Source organism: Marinifilum sp. RC60d5, assembly GCF_052400665.1.
Lineage (GTDB): Bacteria > Bacteroidota > Bacteroidia > Bacteroidales > Marinifilaceae > JBQTGK01.
On the sequence record NZ_JBQTGK010000003.1, the window covers coordinates 599,899 to 620,578 of the forward strand.

Consider the following 20,680-nt stretch of genomic DNA (forward strand, 5'->3'; position numbering starts at 1 on the left):
TTAAAACTTACTAAAATGGTAACGTTTGAATTGTTTCTGGATTACAAGTTGAATGCCTGTAAAATTAGGTGTTTGCGAGTTATTTTGAATATTTTTATTAAAATATTTTTCAGGTGGTGTTTTGCAGGGGGCTGTGTAGAAAAAAGGGTCTTTTAATTTTTAATATCCCTTTAAAAGTACAGGTGTGTTTTTTTTTAATATTTATTGTATTTGATTTAAAAAAAAATAATAAAAAAATAAACATCACTGTAAGTGTAGTAAAATTAGGGTGCGTAGCCTGTTTTATGGGGTGGCTATTCAATTGTTTTAAAGAATTACATTTGGAGTTTGTGAAAAATATTATTTAGATTTGTGGTAGCAAAAAGAAAAATTATGCAAGGAATGAAATGCAAATATTGGTGGCACAGCTGTAATCTCTCAAACAACATGAGTGGAAGTGTCCTCCGTATGTGCAAAATTTAGTTCCAGATATTATAAACTAATAAAGCAAGCGGCCTACTGATCTCAGTAGGCCGCTTTTTTTTGAATCGAATTTAACGATTAGCCAGATGATAAAATTTAAGTACAGAAAAAAAGAGATGCTTGCCGATGTAATAACACCGGTTAGTATGTATATCAAATTGCGAGACCGTTTTCCAGGTGCAATTTTATTGGAAAGTTCGGATTACCACAGTCCGGAGAATGCAAGTTCTTTTATTGCTTTAGAGCCTATTGCCAGTATTACTTTGAAAGATGGGGAATTGATTGAAGAAATAGAAGGCAAAAAGGAAATTTGCAATGCCCGGGGTAAAGGAAAAAGATTTGTCTCTGGAAAACTGAAAGATTTTGTAAATCAGTTCGATTTAGAGGAAAAGGAAAATGTTCCTAAGGCCAATGCGCTATTTGGATATACGACTTATGATGCCGTACCATATTTCGAAGATTTAGATTTTAATTTGGATAAAAAGCAATCTGGAATTCCACAAATGTGCTATTCGCTTTATCGTTTTATTATCGAGGTAAATCATTTTAATAATACTTTAAAGATTATTGAACTGGTGAAGAATGGCGATGAATCAAGAATTAGAGAAGTTTCTGATTTGTTGAGAAATAGAAATTTGCCAGCTTTTACTTTTACATTGGATGGAGAGGAACAATCCAATATGGATGATGAAACCTATAAGAATTTGGTGACAAAAGGAAAACAGCACTGCAAACGAGGCGATGTATTTCAGATCGTTCTTTCGCGTCAGTTTTCTCAAAAATATAAAGGTGATGATTTTAATTTGTATCGTGCTTTACGATCAATTAATCCATCGCCTTACTTGTTTTATTTCGATTACGGATCGTATCGCATTATGGGATCTTCGCCTGAAGCCCAAATTGAGATTAAAAACAAGAAAGCCTATATTCATCCAATTGCGGGAACTTTTAGAAGAACCGGCGATGCAGTTAAAGATGCCGAGTTAGCTCAGGCACTGCTGAAAGATGAGAAAGAACAGGCAGAACATGTGATGTTGGTGGATTTGGCTAGAAATGATTTAAGTCGAGATGCTCAGAATATCAAGGTAGAGACCTTTTGCGAAGTACAGTACTTCTCTCATGTTATCCATTTGGTTTCTAAGGTATCGGGCGAATTACCTGAAAATTACAATCCATTCCAGTTAATGGGCGATACTTTTCCGGCAGGAACCTTATCGGGAGCACCGAAATATCGTGCAATGGAATTGATCGATAAGTATGAGCCAACAGCCAGAGGTTTTTACGGAGGATGCATTGGAGCATTGGGGTTCAATGGTGAAGTTAATCAGGCCATTACAATTCGCAGTTTTATGAGCAAAGACAATCATCTGTATTTTCAGGCTGGTGCCGGTGTGGTTGAAAAATCGAACGAAGAGAGTGAATTAAACGAAGTAAGTAACAAACTGGCAGCCTTGCGTAAAGCATTGGCTATTGCAGAAAATATATAGGATATGAAAATATTGGTACTAGATAATTACGATTCCTTTACCTATAATTTGGTGGAATATCTGCGAAAGCTGGGTGCTAAGGATGTTGAAGTTCATCGTAACAGAGAAATTGAATTGAAGGATGTGGCAAAGTTTGATAAGATCTTACTATCGCCAGGTCCGGGAATTCCTGATGAGGCTGGAATCTTAAAGGATGTGATTAAGGAATATGCTGCAAGTAAATCAATACTAGGTGTTTGTTTGGGAGAACAGGCAATTGCCGAAGTATTTGGTGGAAGCATCGAAAATTTAGATAAAGTTTATCATGGTGTGGCAACTTCGGTTTTCAGAACAGATGATGACAAAGGAGTTCTGCAAGGTTTGGAGAAAGAGTTTCAGGCAGGAAGATACCATTCCTGGAATGTGGTGAAAGAAAATTTACCAGAGTGTTTGACAATTACCTGTGAGGATTCAGAAGGAAAGATCATGGGAATCCGCCACAAAGAATACGATGTACAGGGAGTGCAGTTTCACCCGGAATCGGTACTAACACCAGAGGGAATGAAAATGATTGAAAACTGGTTGAACGGATAGGTTTGTAGCTACAAGTAAGGAGTTTTAAAAAGCTGACTGCCGAGAGCTGAAAGCTGAATGCTAATAAAAATAACAAAAATAAAATGCGCAATATATTACAACATTTATTTGAACACAAAACCTTAAAAAAGGAAGAAGCGAAAGAGGTTTTGATTAAAATTGCCAAAGGAAACTTTAACGAGTTTCAGATTACCTCATTCCTGACCGTATTTATGATGCGAAGCATTACGGTTGAGGAGTTAACAGGATTTAGAGAAGCACTTTTAGAGCTTTGCATTCCTGTGGATTTATCAGAATACAATGGTGTGGATTTGTGTGGAACAGGAGGCGATGGTAAAAATACGTTCAATATTTCAACATTAGCCTCTTTTGTGGTAGCCGGAGCAGGAGAAAAAGTCACCAAGCATGGAAATTATGGCGTATCTTCTTTTTGTGGATCATCGAATGTAATTGAGCATTTGGGATATCAGTTTAAAAACAAGGAAGAAGATTTGAAGAGAGATTTGGATAAAGCTGGAATTTGTTTTTTGCACGCTCCTTTGTTTAACCCGGCAATGAAAAATATAGCTCCAATCCGAAGAGATTTGGGCGTACGTACTTTCTTTAATATGCTGGGTCCATTGGTAAATCCATCGCGACCTAAGAATCAAATAGTGGGTGTTTTCGATTTGGAATTGGCTCGTTTGTATCAATATTTGTTACAGCAAACAGATTCAAGTTTTACAGTAATTCATGGTATTGATGGTTACGATGAGGTTTCTTTAACCGGTAAGGTGAAGCTCATAGGAAATGGAATGGAAGAATTACTGGAACCAGAAGCATTTGGGAATAGAAAATTAAGTCCTGAGGAGTTGTATGGCGGTGAAACAGTTGAAGAAGCAGCTAAAATATTCGTAGATATTTTGAATGGCAAAGGAACAGAAGCTCAAAATGCGGTAGTTACCATTAATGCTGGATTGGCAATTCATTGTCTGCATCCCGAAATTAGTAGAGAAGATGCCATTGGAAGAGCAGAGGATGCTTTGCTTTCGGGTAAATCGTATCAAGTATTACAGAAACTGACAAATAGAAACTAAGCATGAATGCAAAGCAAAATATACTAAACAAAATTGTTCAGCAAAAACGGGCTGAAGTTGCGATGCAGAAAGAGCAAACGCCTATTTTTCAGTTGATGGAAACAGAGAGTTTTAAGCGTAAATGCTATTCCGCAAAGGAATCAATTGGCAGGAATGGTGCATCGGGTGTGATTGCAGAGTTTAAACGCCAGTCGCCTTCTAAAGGAGTGATTAACGGAACGGCTAAACCCGCAGATGTGGTGAAGAATTATCAGGAAGCAGGGGCTTCGATGGTATCGGTACTTACCGATGAGAAATTTTTTGGTGCTCAAGACTCTGATTTTAAAGTAGCAAGAGAGACTTTGAACATTCCCCTGCTTAGAAAAGAGTTTATTGTAGATTCTTATCAGATTTATCAGTCGAAAGCAATGGGAGCAGATGTAATTCTCTTGATTGCAGCTATTTTAAGTCCACAACGATGCAAGGATTTTGCTTTTATAGCCAAAGATTTGGGCATGGAAGTCTTGCTTGAGCTTCATGATGATTCGGAATTGGAGCATGTAAACAAGTTTGTGGATTTGGTAGGAATTAACAATCGAAACCTAAAGGATTTTTCAGTAGATACAGAACGATCGATCCGTTTGGCAAAGAGCTTACCAGAAGACATGATTCGCGTGGCAGAAAGTGGTTTGGATAGTCCGGAGGTTGTGAAAGACATGAGTGAGAATGGATTTCAGGCATTTTTAATGGGAGAACATTTTATGAAAACAGATTTTCCTGGAGATACATGCAAGTCTTTCATTAAAGAAATTGTTGCAGCAATATAATTGAGATATGATGACGGAGCATTTGAAAATTAAAGTCTGCGGTCTGCGCGACAAAGATAACCTTAAAGAGCTAATGGAATTGCCATTGGACTATATGGGCTTTATCTTTTATTCAAAATCTGCACGCTTTCTAGGTGACGATTTTGATGCAGAAATCTTAAAGTCGATTCCTTCTGATATCCGAAAAGTTGGTGTTTTTGTAAATGAATCGGTAGAGCAGATTCTTGTTTTGGCAAAAAAATATAGACTGGATGTTATTCAGTTACATGGTGACGAAACACCAGAAACGTGTAAAAAAATTAAAGATACAGGCTTAGAGGTGTTTAAGGCATTTCAGGTGAATGATAACTTTCAATTTAAACAATTGGAATCCTATCATAAAAAATGTGATTATTTTCTGTTTGATACCAAATCGGAATCTTATGGTGGAAGCGGGAAAAAATTCAATTGGCAGATTTTAGAAAAGTACAAAGGAGAAACCGCTTTCTTTTTAAGTGGCGGTATTGGAATTGACGATGTAGAGGCGGTAAAAGCCTTTCAGCATCCCAGGTTATTTGGTGTAGATGTTAATTCAGGATTTGAGGAAAGTCCGGCAGTAAAGAAAGTTGGTTTGGTAAAAGAGTTTGTAAAATCAGTAAGAAAAAACAAGATGAGCAATAATAAATATGCAGTAAGCGATCGTGGTTACTATGGACAGTTTGGAGGAGCTTACATTCCGGAATTGTTACGAAAGAACACAGATGAATTGCGCAAAAATTACCTGAAAATATTAAGTTCAGAGCAGTTTCAGAAAGATTATGCGCGATTGTTGGATAACTATGTGGGACGACCAACTCCGTTGACTAAGGTTGAGAACTTATCGAAGAAATACAATACAAATATTTACCTGAAGCGCGAAGATTTAACGCATACAGGCGCACATAAAATTAACAATACCATTGGGCAAATTCTGATTGCCAAATACATGGGTAAAACCAGGATTATTGCAGAAACAGGAGCAGGGCAGCATGGTGTTGCAACGGCTACGGTTTGTGCTTTGTTTGGCTTAGAATGTGTTGTGTATATGGGTGCTTTAGATGTGGAACGTCAGGCGCCAAATGTGGCTCGTATGAAAATGTTGGGAGCAAAGGTTGTGCCTGCAATTTCAGGAAATCAGACTTTAAAAGATGCAACCAACGAAGCCATCCGCGATTGGATCGCTAATCCCCAATCTTTTTATTTAATTGGATCGGTAGTAGGTCCTCATCCTTACCCAGATATGGTAACTCGTTTGCAGTCTATCATATCCGAAGAAATTCGCGAGCAATTGATCGTTGAAACCGGAAATCCGAACCCAAATTATGTAATTGCCTGCGTAGGTGGAGGGAGTAATGCTGCGGGTGCTTTTTATCATTATCTGGATGAAAAAGAGGTGAAGCTGGTAGCAGTTGAAGCTTCGGGAATGGGTGTTGAGAGCGGCGAAACAGCTGCAACTATTACCATTGGCGATATTGGCTTTATTCACGGAAGTAAAACCATGCTGATGCAAGATGAAGATGGACAAATTACCGAGCCTTACTCTATTTCAGCGGGTCTGGATTATCCTGGTGTTGGCCCGCTGCATGCGCATTTGGCAGAATCGGGTAGAGCACAGTTTTTATCGGTTACCGATCAGGAAGCATTAGATGCTGCTAAAATGTTAGCAAAAACGGAGGGAATCATTCCTGCCCTGGAATCAGCACATGCTTTGGCTGCTTTAGATCAACTGAATTTTACCAAGGACGATGTGGTTGTGCTAAATTTATCGGGACGAGGCGATAAGGATATGGAAACCTATATGAGGGCAATTAATAATGAGTAATTAAGAATTAATAATTACGAAAAAGTAGCCAATTTCAAAATTCTTCTTTTTTAGGAGATTCCGAAAGTTTTTGTGGAGTCGATAGGTAGAGGAGGGTATTATAAATTAAGAGAATTAGTAATTAACAATTAACAATTGGGATTAAGTAAATTATTAATTTCTAATTGTTAATTATTCATTGTTTATCATGAACAGAATAGATCAATTATTTCAAAATAAAGGAAAAGATATTTTATCGATTTACTTTCCAGCAGGATATCCAAGCCTGGAAGATACACTTCCTACTTTACAGCTTTTGCAGGATAAAGGTGTTGATTTGGTGGAGATTGGAATTCCTTTTTCAGATCCTTTGGCCGATGGGCCGGTAATCCAATTGGCAGCCAAGCAAGCGCTCGATAATGGTATGAACTTAAAGAAGTTATTTGCACAGCTAAAAGATGCGCGCAAAACCATAACAATGCCTTTACTATTAATGGGTTATTGGAATGTAGTTTTTAAGTATGGTGTTGATGCATTTTTGGCCGATTGCCAGGCTTGTGGTATTGATGGGGTGATATTGCCCGATTTACCTTTGGAGGAATACCATGAGGAGTACCAAGCGAAGTTTGAGGCGCACGGGGTGTATCATGTTTTGTTGGTTACGCCAGAAACAACCAACGAGCGAATGGCTAAAATCGAAAAGGCTGCCAAAGGTTTCCTATACATGGTTTCTACATCGGCAACTACGGGCGGTGCAGTAGAGCAAAGCAAGGAGAGGGAAGACTACTTTAAAAAGGTAGCCAGTTTGGATATTCCTTCCTTAATTGGTTTTGGAATTAGAGACAAGCAAAGCTTTCAGCATGCGGCTGGTTTTTCAAACGGAGCAATTATTGGAACGGCATTTATAAAAGCTTTGGAAAAAGGCAATGCTGCTGATTTTATTGATGCCTTATTTTAAAATTTAGTAGAATTAGTAAAGCTAGCCCAATAAAATACACCCATAAAGTTAGATTTTACTTTGTGGGTGCATTTTAATATGGCATTTAATTTATTCCTTAAATAGTAAAGCTGTGTTTTAATACAAATCTTCGTGTAAACGTAAAGATTGCTTCATGTTTTCAATATAGTTATAAGCTTCGTTTTTACTATATTTTCCTTCTTTTCCGACCAATAATAAAAGATTGTTTAAAACGGATTTTCCCATGGCAATAGAGCCACAGATATAGAAGTGAGCTCCATTCTCGAGCCATTGATAAATTTCTTTTCCCTTAAGTGCAAGTATATCCTGTACGTAAACTTTTTTTGCTTTATCGCGAGAAAATGCCAAATCCATTTTATTTAAAATGCCATTTTTTACAAAAGATTCCAGTTCTTTCTCATATAAGAAATCATGTTTCTTTTGTTTTTCACCAAATATCAACCAATTGTTAGCTTTAGAGTTTAAGGCATTTCTTTCATTCATAAACGAAATAAAAGGTGCAATTCCTGTTCCTGCACCAATCATTATAATTGGTTTATCATCTTCTGGTAATCGGAAATTATTGTTCGGAATAAGTTGTGCTTTAAGACTGGAATTTACTTGTAAGCCTTTGTTTATATACGAAGAACAAGCGCCTATCCGATTACGATTAAATAGGGAGTAATTAAATTGTTTTACACACAAGTGAATTTCGTTTGGAGTTTTATTCGCGCTCGATGCTATAGAATATTCTCTGCGATTTATTTTATCGAGAATAAGACATAAATCCTGAGCTTCGATTTGGGAGGGAAAATCGTGTAACATATCGTACACATCGGCTAGCTGAAGGTATTTAAACAATCTGTTTTCGTTCTTAAACAAGCTTTTTAAATCTTTATTTCCTGTATGCTGCAAATAAGCTTTTAGCACATCTTTGCTCAAATTGGTTAATTCCAACTTGGTAACCAATAATTCTTCAATACTCTTTTTTTTATCTTTATACCGCACAATTGTATCGTGCGAATAATCCTGCAAAAGCATAATTTTAACAACCAGAGAATAAGGGTTTTTAGGCTTAATTCTCAGAGAATCGCCAGGCTGATATGTGAAATCAGCATGATTGGTTTGCAGAATTAGATGACTAATTTCGCACGTAGATTGTTTGCTGGTAAGAGGGTATTTATCCTTAACCCGAAGGGTAAAAGTCGGACCTGTTTCAGGCGTTCCAAATTTTAAATTCAGCTTATCACCATTTAGTCTGTTTTGGAACTTATTTAGTAATGATGATGCCCAGAATTCCGCTTTTGTTTTAAATGCCAAATCGCATTTTATTAAAGGGATATAAGCTTTAGCTCCAAGCTTTTTCAATTGTGAATCGATATCATTACCAGTCTTACAGAAATTTTGATAGCTAGAATCGCCCAAAGCGCATACAGAATAGTTAAGGTTAGGCAAGTGGCCAAGCTGTTTACCAAATAAGTGCTTGTAAAAAGCTTTTGCCTGTGCTGGGGGATCACCTTCTCCGCGAGTACTTACCACAATAAAAAGATACTTCTCGTTTGGCAAATGATTAACATCATAATCGTTCATGCTAATTACAGAAGGATACAATTCGTATTTTTGAAATTGCTCTTTTAATTGTTCTGCAATAAATTTTGAGTTGCCCGTTTTTCCACCATATAATACGGTAATGGGTGAAGCAAAACCTTTTATGTTCTGAAAGGAAAAAGACTGAGGCTTTTTCTTATATATAAATTGCGCCATGAAGTTTTATTTAATTTGTGACTGAAAAATTCATTATCATCCATATTTGGAATCAAACTAAATAAAAATAGTGAATTTGTTTTCTAAATGGGCAACTGTTTGTGATTTTTATTCATAAAAATCTATTGAGAAGCTTCAGACCTATTCGATGATCTTTTTATTTTTCTTTTGTAAAACTTATCATGAGCTAATTATCTGCTGGTTATGAGATTTTCCCATTGATGCTGCAGATTCCATCGTGTGGTTTTTGATAAACCCAAGCAAGGCGATAGTATTGTGCATTAGCTAAAATTTATTAAGATGAAGAAAGCAGCTCACGCTGGCTTTTGTTTTATTTCTTTTTAAGTTTCTTCCTTTTGTGTAATTGCATAAAATATACAAACCAACTTACCAAACAGGTAAATAAGATTACCCATAAAATAGGATTGCCATCTAGTAGTTCAGTTCTTAATAATATACACTAGCTTATTGGACAGATATTACGGCAAATAGTCCATTCTGAGTAATTGTTATTAACAGCTAAATGGCCAGGTAAAATCGTTACTGGATAAAAATAAAATACTACAATCCAAAAAACAGTAATAATCTGTCAAGTTATTTTAGGAGAAGTCACTTCCGTGACACGAGATACCCCTTCCGTGACAAGACCTTACCTCTTCCGTGACATAAAAAAGCTTTTCCGTGACAAGCTTTTGCTCTTCTGTGACATGATTTTCTTGTTCCGTGACAGGGGTTTCTGCTTTCCGTGACACGAGGTACCCCTTCCGTGACACGATTTTCTTGTTCCGTGACATACGGAAGAGCAGGTTTGTGTCACGGAAACGCAAAAGGATGTCACGGAAGAATTAGCCTATATTACTGAAAAGGTGGTTGATGTTGCGAAAACCGAGAACCAGGTTACGGAAAGGGAATGTGCTGTTACGGATTCGTGTTTATGAGGATTTTGAAAGAGGAGGAGGTGGGGCTACCTTAGTGCTTAAATTTTTTCCAGTTCCTGTAAATTTGCAATTTGCAGGTTTGGGGGCAGAGATATTTTATCTCTTATGGGGATAAATTACATCAGTTCATTAGTATAATATTTTGCATATAAATCATTACGGCTATGTTTGTTGAACCATGCCATTTTTGAGTTTCGGATTTTGTTTAATTTTTCATTATCGATAGTACATATACTGATGTTGTTTTCTAAGGATTTTGATATTATTTTCCCCTTGGGATCAATAATAATACTTAAACCCGGAATAAGTGTTCCTTTATCGGATGTACTATTTAAATTACAGGCCATTACATAACAGGAATTATCGTAGGCTCGGGTGCATAAAAATTGTTCAAATCGGTCGAGTTTTGTTGCAGAGTTTTCTTTTGGCGAAGCAAAAGAATAAGTTAATATGCTAGCTTTTAGTTTTGCTTGTATGCTGCTTACTATCGGAAAATGCGATTCGTAGCACAATTGCATGCCTATAAATTGCTGTCCTATATTTGAAACAGCAATTTCGTTTCCAGCCGTGAAAACATTCATTTCGCTTGGACCTAAATGTGTTTTACGATGAATGCCTGCAATTTTTCCATTGTCAAATAGTATTTGCGATATGTAGTATTTCATATCTACCTGTTCGGGAAAGCCTACTGCAAAAGCTATATTTAAATCTGAGGAAGCTTTTTGTAAACAATTAAAAATATCTTCTTTTCTGGAATTAGCATCTTTAATTATTTCAATATTCTTGGTGTATCCTGTCAGGTTCATTTCTGGAAAAAGAACAAAATCAACATTTTGAGCACTGAGTTTGGTGAGCCATTTAATGCTTTCTTCCAGATTGAAGTTAAGGTCTCCAATAATTGACTTTATAGGTACTGCAGCAACTTTCATTTACTATCGCTTAGTTAAGGGTTGTTTTTTGTTTGTAAAAATAGCTCTGGAAATTTAATTTTTATGGGCAAATGCATGCATATTTATTTAGGTATGCAATTGGCTGCAGAATGAGTTTTATTTCCATTTTAAATTTATCAAAAATTCTTACGTTTCATAGCTTGAGAAGAAATAGAAAGCCAAAATTGTGTTTTCGAGCAATGATTCAAGCTAGGGGTATTTACTCCGCTGGGGTCATATTCTATGTTGTGCTGAATTATCTACAAACATTTGAATCCTCTGGATTCTGGTTTTTTCTCTGTAAATCGGTGATTTTGGTGTTTGTTGTTAATGGATTGTGCAATTATTCTCTTTGTGTTTAAATTTTTTCATTTACTTAATTGCATTGAATTTAAGATTCCATTACCTAAAAAGCGTTTAAATTTTTCTGGGCTTCCATTTTCATCTCCAGTGAATAACCAATACAACATGCCTGCATCCGAGATATCGGCTTTGCCAGCTTTGTGCGCTTGTGCTCTTTTGTACAAAAAGCGAATCCCCTCGTCTTGATGGTCGCGCATCCAATACCAAGGCGAAAAATCTTTTCCCGAACACCATAACACATCTGGCTTACCACAAGCATTTTGGTCTATAATTTTATGATATTGAATTCTATTGCCACAAAGTTCCTGAATATCACTCCATGTATGATGCCAATCTCTGCGGGTTTCATTTTCATTAAAACCACTGTGCGAAACAAGTTTTACATACTTAAGCGCTTCTAATCCGCCCAGATCGATTGCTTTTTTTACTGCCTGATAAACAAATTCAGATAATCCTGCATGAATAAAGTACAGAGGATTATCGGCGGTAGATGAGGCCATTTCAGAGGCTAAATTTGTTTTAGCCTCCTCCAATTGTGTTGTAACATCATAAAAATTGCCTGCATTAAAATGCCACCTACTGATTGCACCATCGCAACTTATCTTATTCTGATTTTCGCTGTCGGGCCCGGCAGGTGCATCAATAAAATTATTGTATGAACAATGCACCAATTGATCTTGTAAACCTAACTTTGCTATAATTGCAAGGCTTGCTGCACTTGCACCCCAATCATCAGGGTCACCTATAGGCCATTTGTACTGATGATCGGGAGCACTGTTTCCGTCGAAACTTATTGCAATTCGGTTGTTATTGTAGCCCCAACTTTGGGCATACGAGTTGCCCAAAGTAAGTGCCAGCATTACAAAAAATAGTAATGTGTATTTTGTTTTCATACGTATAATTTTACTTTTTTATTCCGATTTAGCAACCACTTTGGTAACCACAAAAGGCTTCTTACCTCCCGGAGGAATAATTTTAATGGAGTGATGATTTACTTCACCATGCATTGTTTTTACTTTTAATCGAACTGGTTTTCCGTATTCTGGTGGAATTGGGATGCGAATTGGTAGCTTCAATTGATTTTTCATAATGGTGTATGAACCTATTTTGGCTCCTGCCATCGATGTTTCTACAATTGCTTCTTTTGTAGCTGAAGTAAAGTTTAATTCCGCTTCCCAGGTGTTCACATAAAAACCAGGATCCACAAATGTTATTTCGTACTCAAGCCATTCCTTGCCATCTGCTTTACCTTTTTCTGATGAATTCATGGCCGTTTTATCTGAGTAGATACAATCCCATTTTTGCTTTCTGTTTTCGTCCCTGGCATTAAAATAACCGCTTTTTTGTCCCACTTTTATTGCAGGAACAAGGCCACCTTTTACTTTCACGGATTTTGTTTCGGCAATACTTTCGCTTGAACTACCCACCATAATTTCGAACACACCACCTTCTACCATAAATTGATTTTGTATGGTATCATAATAAGCAAAAGCTTCGTAAGGAAGTTTAATTTCAACTGATCTAGTTTTTCCAGCATCTACACTAATGCGTTTGAAACCTTTCAGGGCTTTTATAGGTGTTTTTTGCGAAGATTTCACATCATGAATGTACACCTGAACAACCTCGTCACCGTCTATTTTACCAGTGTTTGTTATGTTTGCAGATACAATAAGATCTTCCAGAGGATTAACTTTTTCACTGCTCAATTTTACATTGTCAATTTTGAAATTGGTGTAGCTCAATCCATAACCGAAAGGGTACAATGGCTTGCCTTTAAAATACATATAGGTACGTCCGCTTTGAATGTTGTAATCGTTGAAATCAGGTAAATCCTTATCCGATTTAAACCATGTAGAACTCAGTTTTCCGCCAGGGTTTACATCGCCAAATAAGACATTGGCCAATGCAGTTCCTTGTTCCTGACCGTTTGGCCACATACACACAATTGCTGGAATGTTCTTTTGTTCCCATTTAATGGCTGTTGGACCACTTGGTACAAGTACTAAAATGATGTTTTTGTTTACAGCCCGAACTGCCTTAATCAGCTTGTGCTGATTGCCCGGAAGTTGTAAAGATTTACGATCAACATTTTCGGTAGAAGTGCTTTCATCGTTTCCAACTACCAAAATAACTTGTTCCGATTTTTTGGCTAAGGCTACCGCTTCAGCAATTTTTTTGTCGTCATCAGCATCAGCAAGCACATCGCAACCTTCGGCATAGCTTACTTTGGCAGAAGTTGCTTTCTTAAGTCCATCTAGTGGACTAATTTTACTATTTGGGAAGCCAGAGTAAATTCCCATCCAACATCTATTGGCAAAAGGTCCAATCACTGCAAGACTTTTGGTATCCTTTTTTAGGGGAAGTACATTATCATTCTTTAAAAGGACAATGGCTTGTTCGGCAGCTTTCAATGCCAATTTTTTGTGCGCATCACATTCCATTACACTTGCTGGTATTTTTGAGTACGGATTTAGTGATGGATCATCAAAATCGCCAGTCATAAATCGCAAGCGTAGCAATCTGCGAACAGATACATCCAAGTCTGCTTCTGTAATTAAACCTTGCTCAATGGCAGGTTTCAAGGCATTCACCATGGGTGCTTGTCGCTTATCATTTCTGAAACACTCCTGATCAACACCTGCTTTTATGGCCATTGCTGCAGCTTCTGGCTGAGATTTCGCATATTTCATTCTCACTTCCAGTCCTTGAACAGCTGCCCAGTCGGCAATAACATAACCTTCAAAACCCCATTCTTTGCGCAAAACTCCGTTTACCGCCCAATCGTGAGCCGAACACGGAATTCCATTAAGACCGTTTAGTCCAGTCATAATCCCAGTTGCTTCTTCATCTACAAGACAAGTTTTGTAAGCCGGAAAATAGTATTCGTATAGGTCCTTTTTGTTGATGTACGAATGGTGCTTTTCGCGGCCTTTGTCTACATTGTTTGCCACGTAGTGCTTTACGGTAGTCACTGTTTTAGTGTATTTAGGATCGTTGCCTTGCATACCACGAATAAACATTCGTGCTATCTCCGACATCAGGAAAGGATCTTCGCTGTAGCACTCCCCATTACGTCCCCAACGTGGATCGCGCGCCATGTTCACTGTAGGAGAGAACATCATCACTTCTTTAGAGCCTGTATTCTTTAAAGCGCGTGCTTCATTCGATACTGCCGTTGCTACATCGAACATCAGGTCTGGGTTCCAGGTGCTTCCCATGGCAATGTTCTGAGGAAACTGTGTGCAGTTCCAGCCAATAATTCCATGGAGAGCCTCGCCATACCATTCAAAATAAGGAATGCCCAAGCGTTTTACTTCAGGGATTCTTGATCCGCAATAGCTTATTTTTTCTTCCAGTGTTAATTTCGATAACAGGTCGTCAACGCGTGCGTCGAGCTTTGCATTGGGATCTTTCCAGATTTGAGCGTTGGCTATATTCCCTATTAGTAGAAATACTAAAATATAGATGTTTTTTTTCTTCATGTTCCAACTATTAATACGGATTTTTTTCTTCTCTTTCAAGCTTAATTCACTTTGTATTTATCCCCAGAATGGGTTCCCGGTGCACGGTAAGTCACTCCTTGTGCTTTGTATCTTTTATACTGATATTCCATACGTTTTTTGAAGCCAGCCAAGTTTTTGTTACCCTTTGGCGACCATGCCACTTCAGCAAGCCCAGCTAAACGCGGGTAAGTCATAAACTGACGATACTCGTTGCTTTCCACAAACTCTGTCCATAGTGGAGCTTCGACACCGATAATACATTTTTCTTTTTCTGTAGATAAGGAACTCGGAATGGGTTCCCATAAATAAATTTCATTAAGACTATTTGTTTCTGTTCCCCATCCTGGCTCATTAAATTGCTGAGGATAATCGAGATAAAGCTTGCTGCTTGAAGACATAACAATTTTATGATCGTTTGCTATAGCTTTTTGTCCTGTTGGTGTACTAAAATCACTTTGCCACCACTGAAACTGGACTCTTTTATCCACGTCAAAATGTGCCATCTCGTTCCAACCTATAGGAATTTTTCCTTTGTCAAGCACCATATTCACTACTCGAGCATCGAAATAACCTTCTACTTCATCTAAGGTGGCAAAACCTTTTTCTTCCATTAAAGCTTTTATGTCAGCCCTATCTTCCCACTGCATTTGATTAGAAACCTCATCGCCTCCCATATGAAAATATGGAGCGGGAAATATCGCTATGAGTTCGTCTATAATGTCAGAAATAAACTCGAAGGACTCTTCTTTGGCTGGGTTATAGGTGGCTTTGCCGTCAAAATACTCAGGATAAGAGCGAGCCGCAGCTGTGGAGTGACCTGGCATATCAATCTCTGGAATAATCATTACATGGCGGGTTTGAGCAAAAGCAATTATTTCTTTAATTTCGTTTTGAGAAAGATAGTATCGAGCTTTCCCTTTTGCATAGCTTGTGTGATGTCCTCTTGATCCTACATTAATTAATTCCGGATATTTTTTTATTTCTACTCTCCAGGCATCGAAGTCTGATAAGTGAAGATGTAAAACGTTTAACTTGTGTGACGCCATTACATCTATTGTTTTCATAATTTCATTTTTGTCGAAAAAATGTCGTGCAATATCTAGCATGTGCCCTCGCCAGGCAAATCGAGGTTCATCTTTTATAATGAGTTGAGGCAACTCATAACTTCCTTGCGATTTCCCTGTATTCGAGTACACATTAGCGGGTAGCAACTGAAGAAAGCTATGTACACCATAGAACAATCCTGCATCTCCTGCAGCGCGAATCTCAATATTTTCGTCAATGGTTAAAGAATATGCTTCTTTGTTTTCTGAATAAGTAGTATCCAAAATTAAAGATAATTTAGATTTGTACTGGCTATCTTCAGACAATGTTAAATTCAAGCCTTCTTTTAGACGCTTTATTAAATATGAAGCGCTATTCTTCGTGCTCTTATCTATGTTTAAATACGTTTCTTTTGAAAATATCAATGTTTTTGAAGACATCTTGATATTTGCAGGTTCAGGGATAATTGTAATGTCTTGAGACTTGGCTTTGTTGACCAAGAGTAGTGTCATTGCTACTAAAAAGAAAAGTTGTTTACTATTCATATCAATTTATTTTAATTGTGTTATTTTAGGTTCTAAATATTATTTTTTTAGTTCTACTGCCGTAATTGCCTGAGCAGGAGCATGAACTTTTATAGATTTTTCACCAATAACTAGTTCAAATACTCCATCTTTTTCATTCGTATTTTGCAGCAAAACTTTAATAGTTCCATCAGGAGATTTTACGGTAATAATGGGGTGACTATTACTTCTATTTACCGAGGCAATACGTACATCGCCAGGCTGAATGAATTTACTGATGATGTACATGGCGTTGTAATCAGGATTGTATTGTACAGTGCCGTTTTTGCGATCGATATTGATAAGTGAGTTTTGTGGCCATTCCCAACCACTTTTAGTGGTTTCGTTCAAAATCATATTCCAATAGGTGAAGTTGGTGCTTCCACTGTTGATGTAGCTGGCCACTTCCTTCAATCGGTTTCCGGCTTCCTCAGCAGAATTTTTCCCGTTATAACAATCCCCTTCGGTATGTATGATTTTCATGTTGGGAACTAAAGTTCTTGCATCGTTAATAATTTTTGTTTCGGTGTATTGAATGCCGATACCATCTATGCCATCCATGTTTTTACACTGAACAAAATCCATCAAATCCATTTGGTTGGCAGCTCTGAACGTTCCGGCATAAATTTTCGTTTCGATTTTATTTTTCTTGAAAGCAGGAGCCATGTATTTGTTGGCAAAAGCAACCATTTCTTTGGCCGGAAAAATACAACTTGGGTATTTTGTATCGGCATCATTTTCATTCTGAATACAAATTCGGTCAATCTTTACACCTGCTTTTGCATACTCCTGTACATATTTCACAAAGTATTTGGCATAAGCTTTTTGAACTTTAGGATCACTTTTCATGCGGTTGCCTTCTTTTTGTAGACCAACCATCTTGCCACTTTCTTTCATCCATGCCGGAGGACTCCATGGCGAAGCAAATAGAGTGAAGTTAGGATTGATAGCAAATGCACTTTTGATGTAAGGCAAGACGTATTTTTGATCTCGATCAACAGAGAAATGCTCCATTTCAAAATCATCAGCTGTCATCGAATAGCTATAAGCATTTATTCCAAAATCGCTTGCGCCGATAGCCGTTCGGCAAAACGTAAAACCAGCTTTGTCTTTCGAAAATAGATTGTTCATGACTACATCTTGTTCTTTTTTCGAGAGAGAAAGCAATGCCTCGCCACCGATTTCGTTAAATGCACCACCAATTCCTTCTATTGTTTGAAAAGTGACATTCGGCTGAATGTAAATGCGGTTTTTCCAACCTGCCTTTTTACCTTCCGTGTCGTTTTTCACTTCGAATAGAGGTGCAGCTTCACCTTTATCAAGTTTAGCCGCCCATATTTTTACACTTGGACTTTCTTGTGCACAAGCCATTTGAGCAATAATCAGTAAACTAACAAGGCTAATGAATTTTATTTTTTGTAGAATATTCATTTTGTATATTTTTAAAATTCAAGATGAAGCGACTTAAGTAGAGTCCCAACTATCACGATTTATTTAATTCTTTTAAATTCCAGACCGTTCAACCAGGTTTCGGCATCCTTTTTATCCGTTTCAAATGAAATGCTTACCGGATTAAGTCCATCGCTTTCGATGTAGTTGGTAACTGATACTGGTTTTCGCTCCCCAACATCTTTTCCATCATACAAACCCACATGATCATCGTCTGAAACAAACGAGAATTCACCGCTCGCATCCTTGCGTTCTACTTTCATGTTGTAAGGGAAAAGTTTTGCTTTGTTTTGGAAAGAATGATGGTAGGTTTTTAGTTGATACTTTCCTTTAGGCAATCCGTTTAAAGTAAGCTTGAGTTTGCCCGAACCTACATATACACCATCGCAGCCCATAAAAGCTAAATCTCCGAGCATGGCATAAGTTCCTTTGCGCCATTTCAAATTTGTGTTGGCTGATATGGTGAAGCTGCATTCATCTGTTTTGAACGAAAAATCCTTAGTAGCACCACCTTCTTCAACTTTCCAGCCAAATTGCGAAAGCTGACCTTTGGTTTGTAAATCAATTTTATGGATTGGGTAATCGTAAATTGCCTTTGCTTTGTGAGCAAGCTCATCCGATTGGAATGGAGTAGTGCTTAAAGATAAAGTTGCCGACTTAAGTTTTCCAGAAGTCGCTTTTATTTTTACATCGCCTACTTCTGTGTTTCCTCTTAGATAAACCGTTGCAACACCATGATAGGCTTGCATGTTTTTTACAAAATCCTTGTCGGCATACACAATAGAACCTGCACCACGCGCTTCAAAATGTACTTTTACATCGGTGTTGGTAATTACTTCGCCATTTTTATCAACCACATAAGCTCGAATCATTTTCAGATCGGAACCGCCTGCTGTGAGTGATAGATCTGGGTTGTCTACCGCCAATTTTAGGGCATAAGCTTCACCTGTTTTAGTGCGCGAATGTCTTGTTTGTTCTTTGCCATTGTAAAGTGCTTTTGCAACTAACCTTTCATTGGTCCAGTTATAGCGGAAAGTAAATGAAGGATGATTGTTTAGGTTTCGTAGTAGGTCGTTGTCTGGTTTTTGGATGGCCACCAATTTATCATCGGCATAAAGTGCAACTTCGGGAGCGTTGCTGTACACATGAATTTTTTGATTTTTATAAATAGATTGATCGGCAATGTGTACGAAAGGCGCATTTGTCAACTCAGATTTATACCAATAATAAGCAGGACGAGGCACGCGGTAAATGGTTTGCAAGCCATATTCTGTAATCATGTCGGTTTTTTTGGTGTTCTCGCGCAGGTGGTTGTAATCAGCACCCACCCAAAGCAAAGTGCCAATGTTGTTGTTACGCTTTTTATATCTCGAAATATGTTGTTGTTGTCCTAATCCATTTTCCGAAAAACCATGCTCCATCACCATGCAGAAATCGCTCTCAGGGAAATCTGTTTTTCGATAATCCATGGTGGCATAAATATCGGTAACACCCGCATTTTTAATTCCACACCACGGGCTTGAAGCACTTGCTGTTAAACGATAAGGATCTTCTTCTTTTGCTGCACTGTTGAGCTGGGGTACAGGGCCACGGTGGTTGATACCTGCTCCCCAAATAACAATAGAAGGGTGGTTGCGATGATTACGAACCATCACACGAAGTGACTGTTCCAAATTATCCATCCACTTGTCTTGGTGCCAGCCAATCCAGGTTGATGGTTCTTCGTAAAGCAAAATGCCCAATTCATCGCAAGCTTCAATAAACGAATTGTCTTGTGGGTAATGCGATAGTCGAATGGCATTCATTCCAGCTTGTTTGTAGCGTAAAGCGGCTTCGTAGTGCATAGAATTGGGAACAGCATCACCAATGTGTGGGTAATTTTGATGACGGTTTACACCTACCATAAAGAAAGGCTCTCCATTGAGTAACAAACCTTGTCCGTCTACCAATTCAATTGAACGGAAACCAAAGGTGTTTTCTACAAAATCAACTGCTTTATCATTCATGTAAATCACTGAAATAGCACGATACAAATAAGGACTATTAGGTGACCATAAGTTGTAATTGTCGCTTATCTCAGTAGTTTGGCGAAATATTTTTTGTTGACCTGCTGTAATATTTGTACTTGATTTTAGCTTCTTAATCACATAGCCTTCAGCATCCACAATCATGGTTTCAATGCGGCAATCGGCATCTTTGCTGTATTCATTTACAACCGTTGTTTTTACCGATACGGTACCATTGTTTTTCTTAACTGAAGGAGTGGTAATGTGCACACCTGCATCAAAATCCTCCCAGTTGAAGTTCACATGCAGTTTGTTGGTTTTTACCAAATATACATCACGATATATTCCTGCCCATTTTAAATAGTCAGTTTGGTCTGGATCGGGTGCGATTGTTGGGTTAAAGCTGTTGTCGGCATTAATTACGATGGTATTTTGTTCGCCAGATTTTACAAAATTAGTAATGTCGAAATGATGAGGCACATAGCCATTGACTGAGTAACGACCTACATGTTTTCCGTTTACCCACAATTCGGTGGCATTATGAACACCTTCGAATTCGATAAATGCTTTTTCGTTGGTGTCCAATTCAATGTACAATTTTTTGCGGTACCAGTTTTGGTCACGCATATATTCCTTCTGTGTCCAGATATCATTAGCATCTTCAAACCAAAGCGAAACCGGATCGGGATTGTGTGGAAGGCAAATATCTTCCCATTTTTTATCGTCGAATGCAATTGCTATAGGTTTCTCCGATTTCAACATCTTAGAGAACTTCCAATTTAGGTTGATGTTCTGTTTTGTACGATTCGTTTTCGGATAGCCATCTGTTGAGCTGGCTAGCACGAATGTTCCGAAAGTCAAAAACAAACCTGTTAGTATAGCTTTACTATTCATTAGAGATGATTTTTACTCGTTTGGTATTGTTTACTACAATAATACA

The 20,680-nt window shown here is 37.7% G+C and carries 14 protein-coding genes; 7 read left to right on the forward strand and 7 right to left on the reverse strand.

Annotated elements, in window-relative coordinates:
• Positions 1-548: 548 nt before the first annotated feature.
• From ACT3CE_RS10045 to trpA, 6 genes are all read left to right on the forward strand, one after another.
• Positions 549-1,949: an anthranilate synthase component I family protein gene (locus ACT3CE_RS10045; protein ID WP_444709639.1), complete on the forward strand. Its 1,401-nt coding sequence runs from the start codon at positions 549-551 to the stop codon at positions 1,947-1,949.
• A gap of 3 nt (positions 1,950-1,952) precedes the next feature.
• Positions 1,953-2,522 carry an anthranilate synthase component II gene (locus ACT3CE_RS10050; RefSeq protein ID WP_444709640.1) on the forward strand — a complete coding sequence of 190 codons (570 nt, stop codon included), beginning with the start codon at positions 1,953-1,955 and terminating at the stop codon, positions 2,520-2,522.
• Between the two features lie 83 nt (positions 2,523-2,605).
• Positions 2,606-3,598, forward strand: coding sequence for an anthranilate phosphoribosyltransferase (gene trpD / locus ACT3CE_RS10055; protein WP_444709641.1), 993 nt, complete (start codon positions 2,606-2,608; stop codon positions 3,596-3,598).
• Between the two features lie 2 nt (positions 3,599-3,600).
• The gene (trpC, locus tag ACT3CE_RS10060) at positions 3,601-4,404 is read left to right on the forward strand and encodes an indole-3-glycerol phosphate synthase TrpC (RefSeq protein WP_444709642.1); all 804 of its coding nucleotides are present in this window, start codon (positions 3,601-3,603) and stop codon (positions 4,402-4,404) included.
• A gap of 7 nt (positions 4,405-4,411) precedes the next feature.
• Positions 4,412-6,244, forward strand: coding sequence for a bifunctional phosphoribosylanthranilate isomerase/tryptophan synthase subunit beta (locus ACT3CE_RS10065; protein WP_444709643.1), 1,833 nt, complete (start codon positions 4,412-4,414; stop codon positions 6,242-6,244).
• Between the two features lie 187 nt (positions 6,245-6,431).
• The gene (gene trpA / locus ACT3CE_RS10070) at positions 6,432-7,181 is read left to right on the forward strand and encodes a tryptophan synthase subunit alpha (RefSeq protein ID WP_444709644.1); all 750 of its coding nucleotides are present in this window, start codon (positions 6,432-6,434) and stop codon (positions 7,179-7,181) included.
• Between the two features lie 117 nt (positions 7,182-7,298).
• Here trpA and ACT3CE_RS10075 read toward each other — a convergent pair whose 3' ends face one another.
• A complete protein-coding gene (locus ACT3CE_RS10075) occupies positions 7,299-8,945 on the reverse strand; it encodes a diflavin oxidoreductase (RefSeq protein WP_444709645.1) in 1,647 nt (548 codons plus the stop codon).
• An 873-nt stretch (positions 8,946-9,818) separates the two neighbouring features.
• Between ACT3CE_RS10075 and ACT3CE_RS10080 the strand changes: the two genes are divergently transcribed.
• Entirely contained in the window at positions 9,819-9,998 is a 180-nt protein-coding gene (locus tag ACT3CE_RS10080) for a hypothetical protein (RefSeq protein WP_444709646.1), read from the forward strand.
• Between the two features lies 1 nt (position 9,999).
• Here the strand turns inward: ACT3CE_RS10080 and ACT3CE_RS10085 are convergent, their stop codons facing one another.
• From ACT3CE_RS10085 to ACT3CE_RS10110, 6 genes are all read right to left on the reverse strand, one after another.
• Positions 10,000-10,812, reverse strand: a complete 813-nt coding sequence (locus tag ACT3CE_RS10085; protein WP_444709647.1) for a nitrilase-related carbon-nitrogen hydrolase — start codon at positions 10,810-10,812, stop codon at positions 10,000-10,002.
• 368 nt (positions 10,813-11,180) lie between these two features.
• A complete protein-coding gene (locus ACT3CE_RS10090) occupies positions 11,181-12,068 on the reverse strand; it encodes a hypothetical protein (RefSeq protein WP_444709648.1) in 888 nt (295 codons plus the stop codon).
• Between the two features lie 18 nt (positions 12,069-12,086).
• The gene (locus tag ACT3CE_RS10095) at positions 12,087-14,657 is read right to left on the reverse strand and encodes a glycoside hydrolase family 3 C-terminal domain-containing protein (protein WP_444709649.1); all 2,571 of its coding nucleotides are present in this window, start codon (positions 14,655-14,657) and stop codon (positions 12,087-12,089) included.
• 41 nt (positions 14,658-14,698) lie between these two features.
• Positions 14,699-16,267 (reverse strand): beta-N-acetylhexosaminidase, encoded by a 1,569-nt coding sequence (locus ACT3CE_RS10100; RefSeq protein WP_444709650.1) that lies wholly within the window; start codon positions 16,265-16,267, stop codon positions 14,699-14,701.
• Positions 16,268-16,306: 39 nt separating this feature from the next.
• The gene (locus ACT3CE_RS10105) at positions 16,307-17,716 is read right to left on the reverse strand and encodes a glycoside hydrolase family 30 protein (protein ID WP_444709651.1); all 1,410 of its coding nucleotides are present in this window, start codon (positions 17,714-17,716) and stop codon (positions 16,307-16,309) included.
• Between the two features lie 59 nt (positions 17,717-17,775).
• Positions 17,776-20,634, reverse strand: coding sequence for a glycoside hydrolase family 2 protein (locus tag ACT3CE_RS10110; RefSeq protein ID WP_444709652.1), 2,859 nt, complete (start codon positions 20,632-20,634; stop codon positions 17,776-17,778).
• Positions 20,635-20,680: the final 46 nt, after the last annotated feature.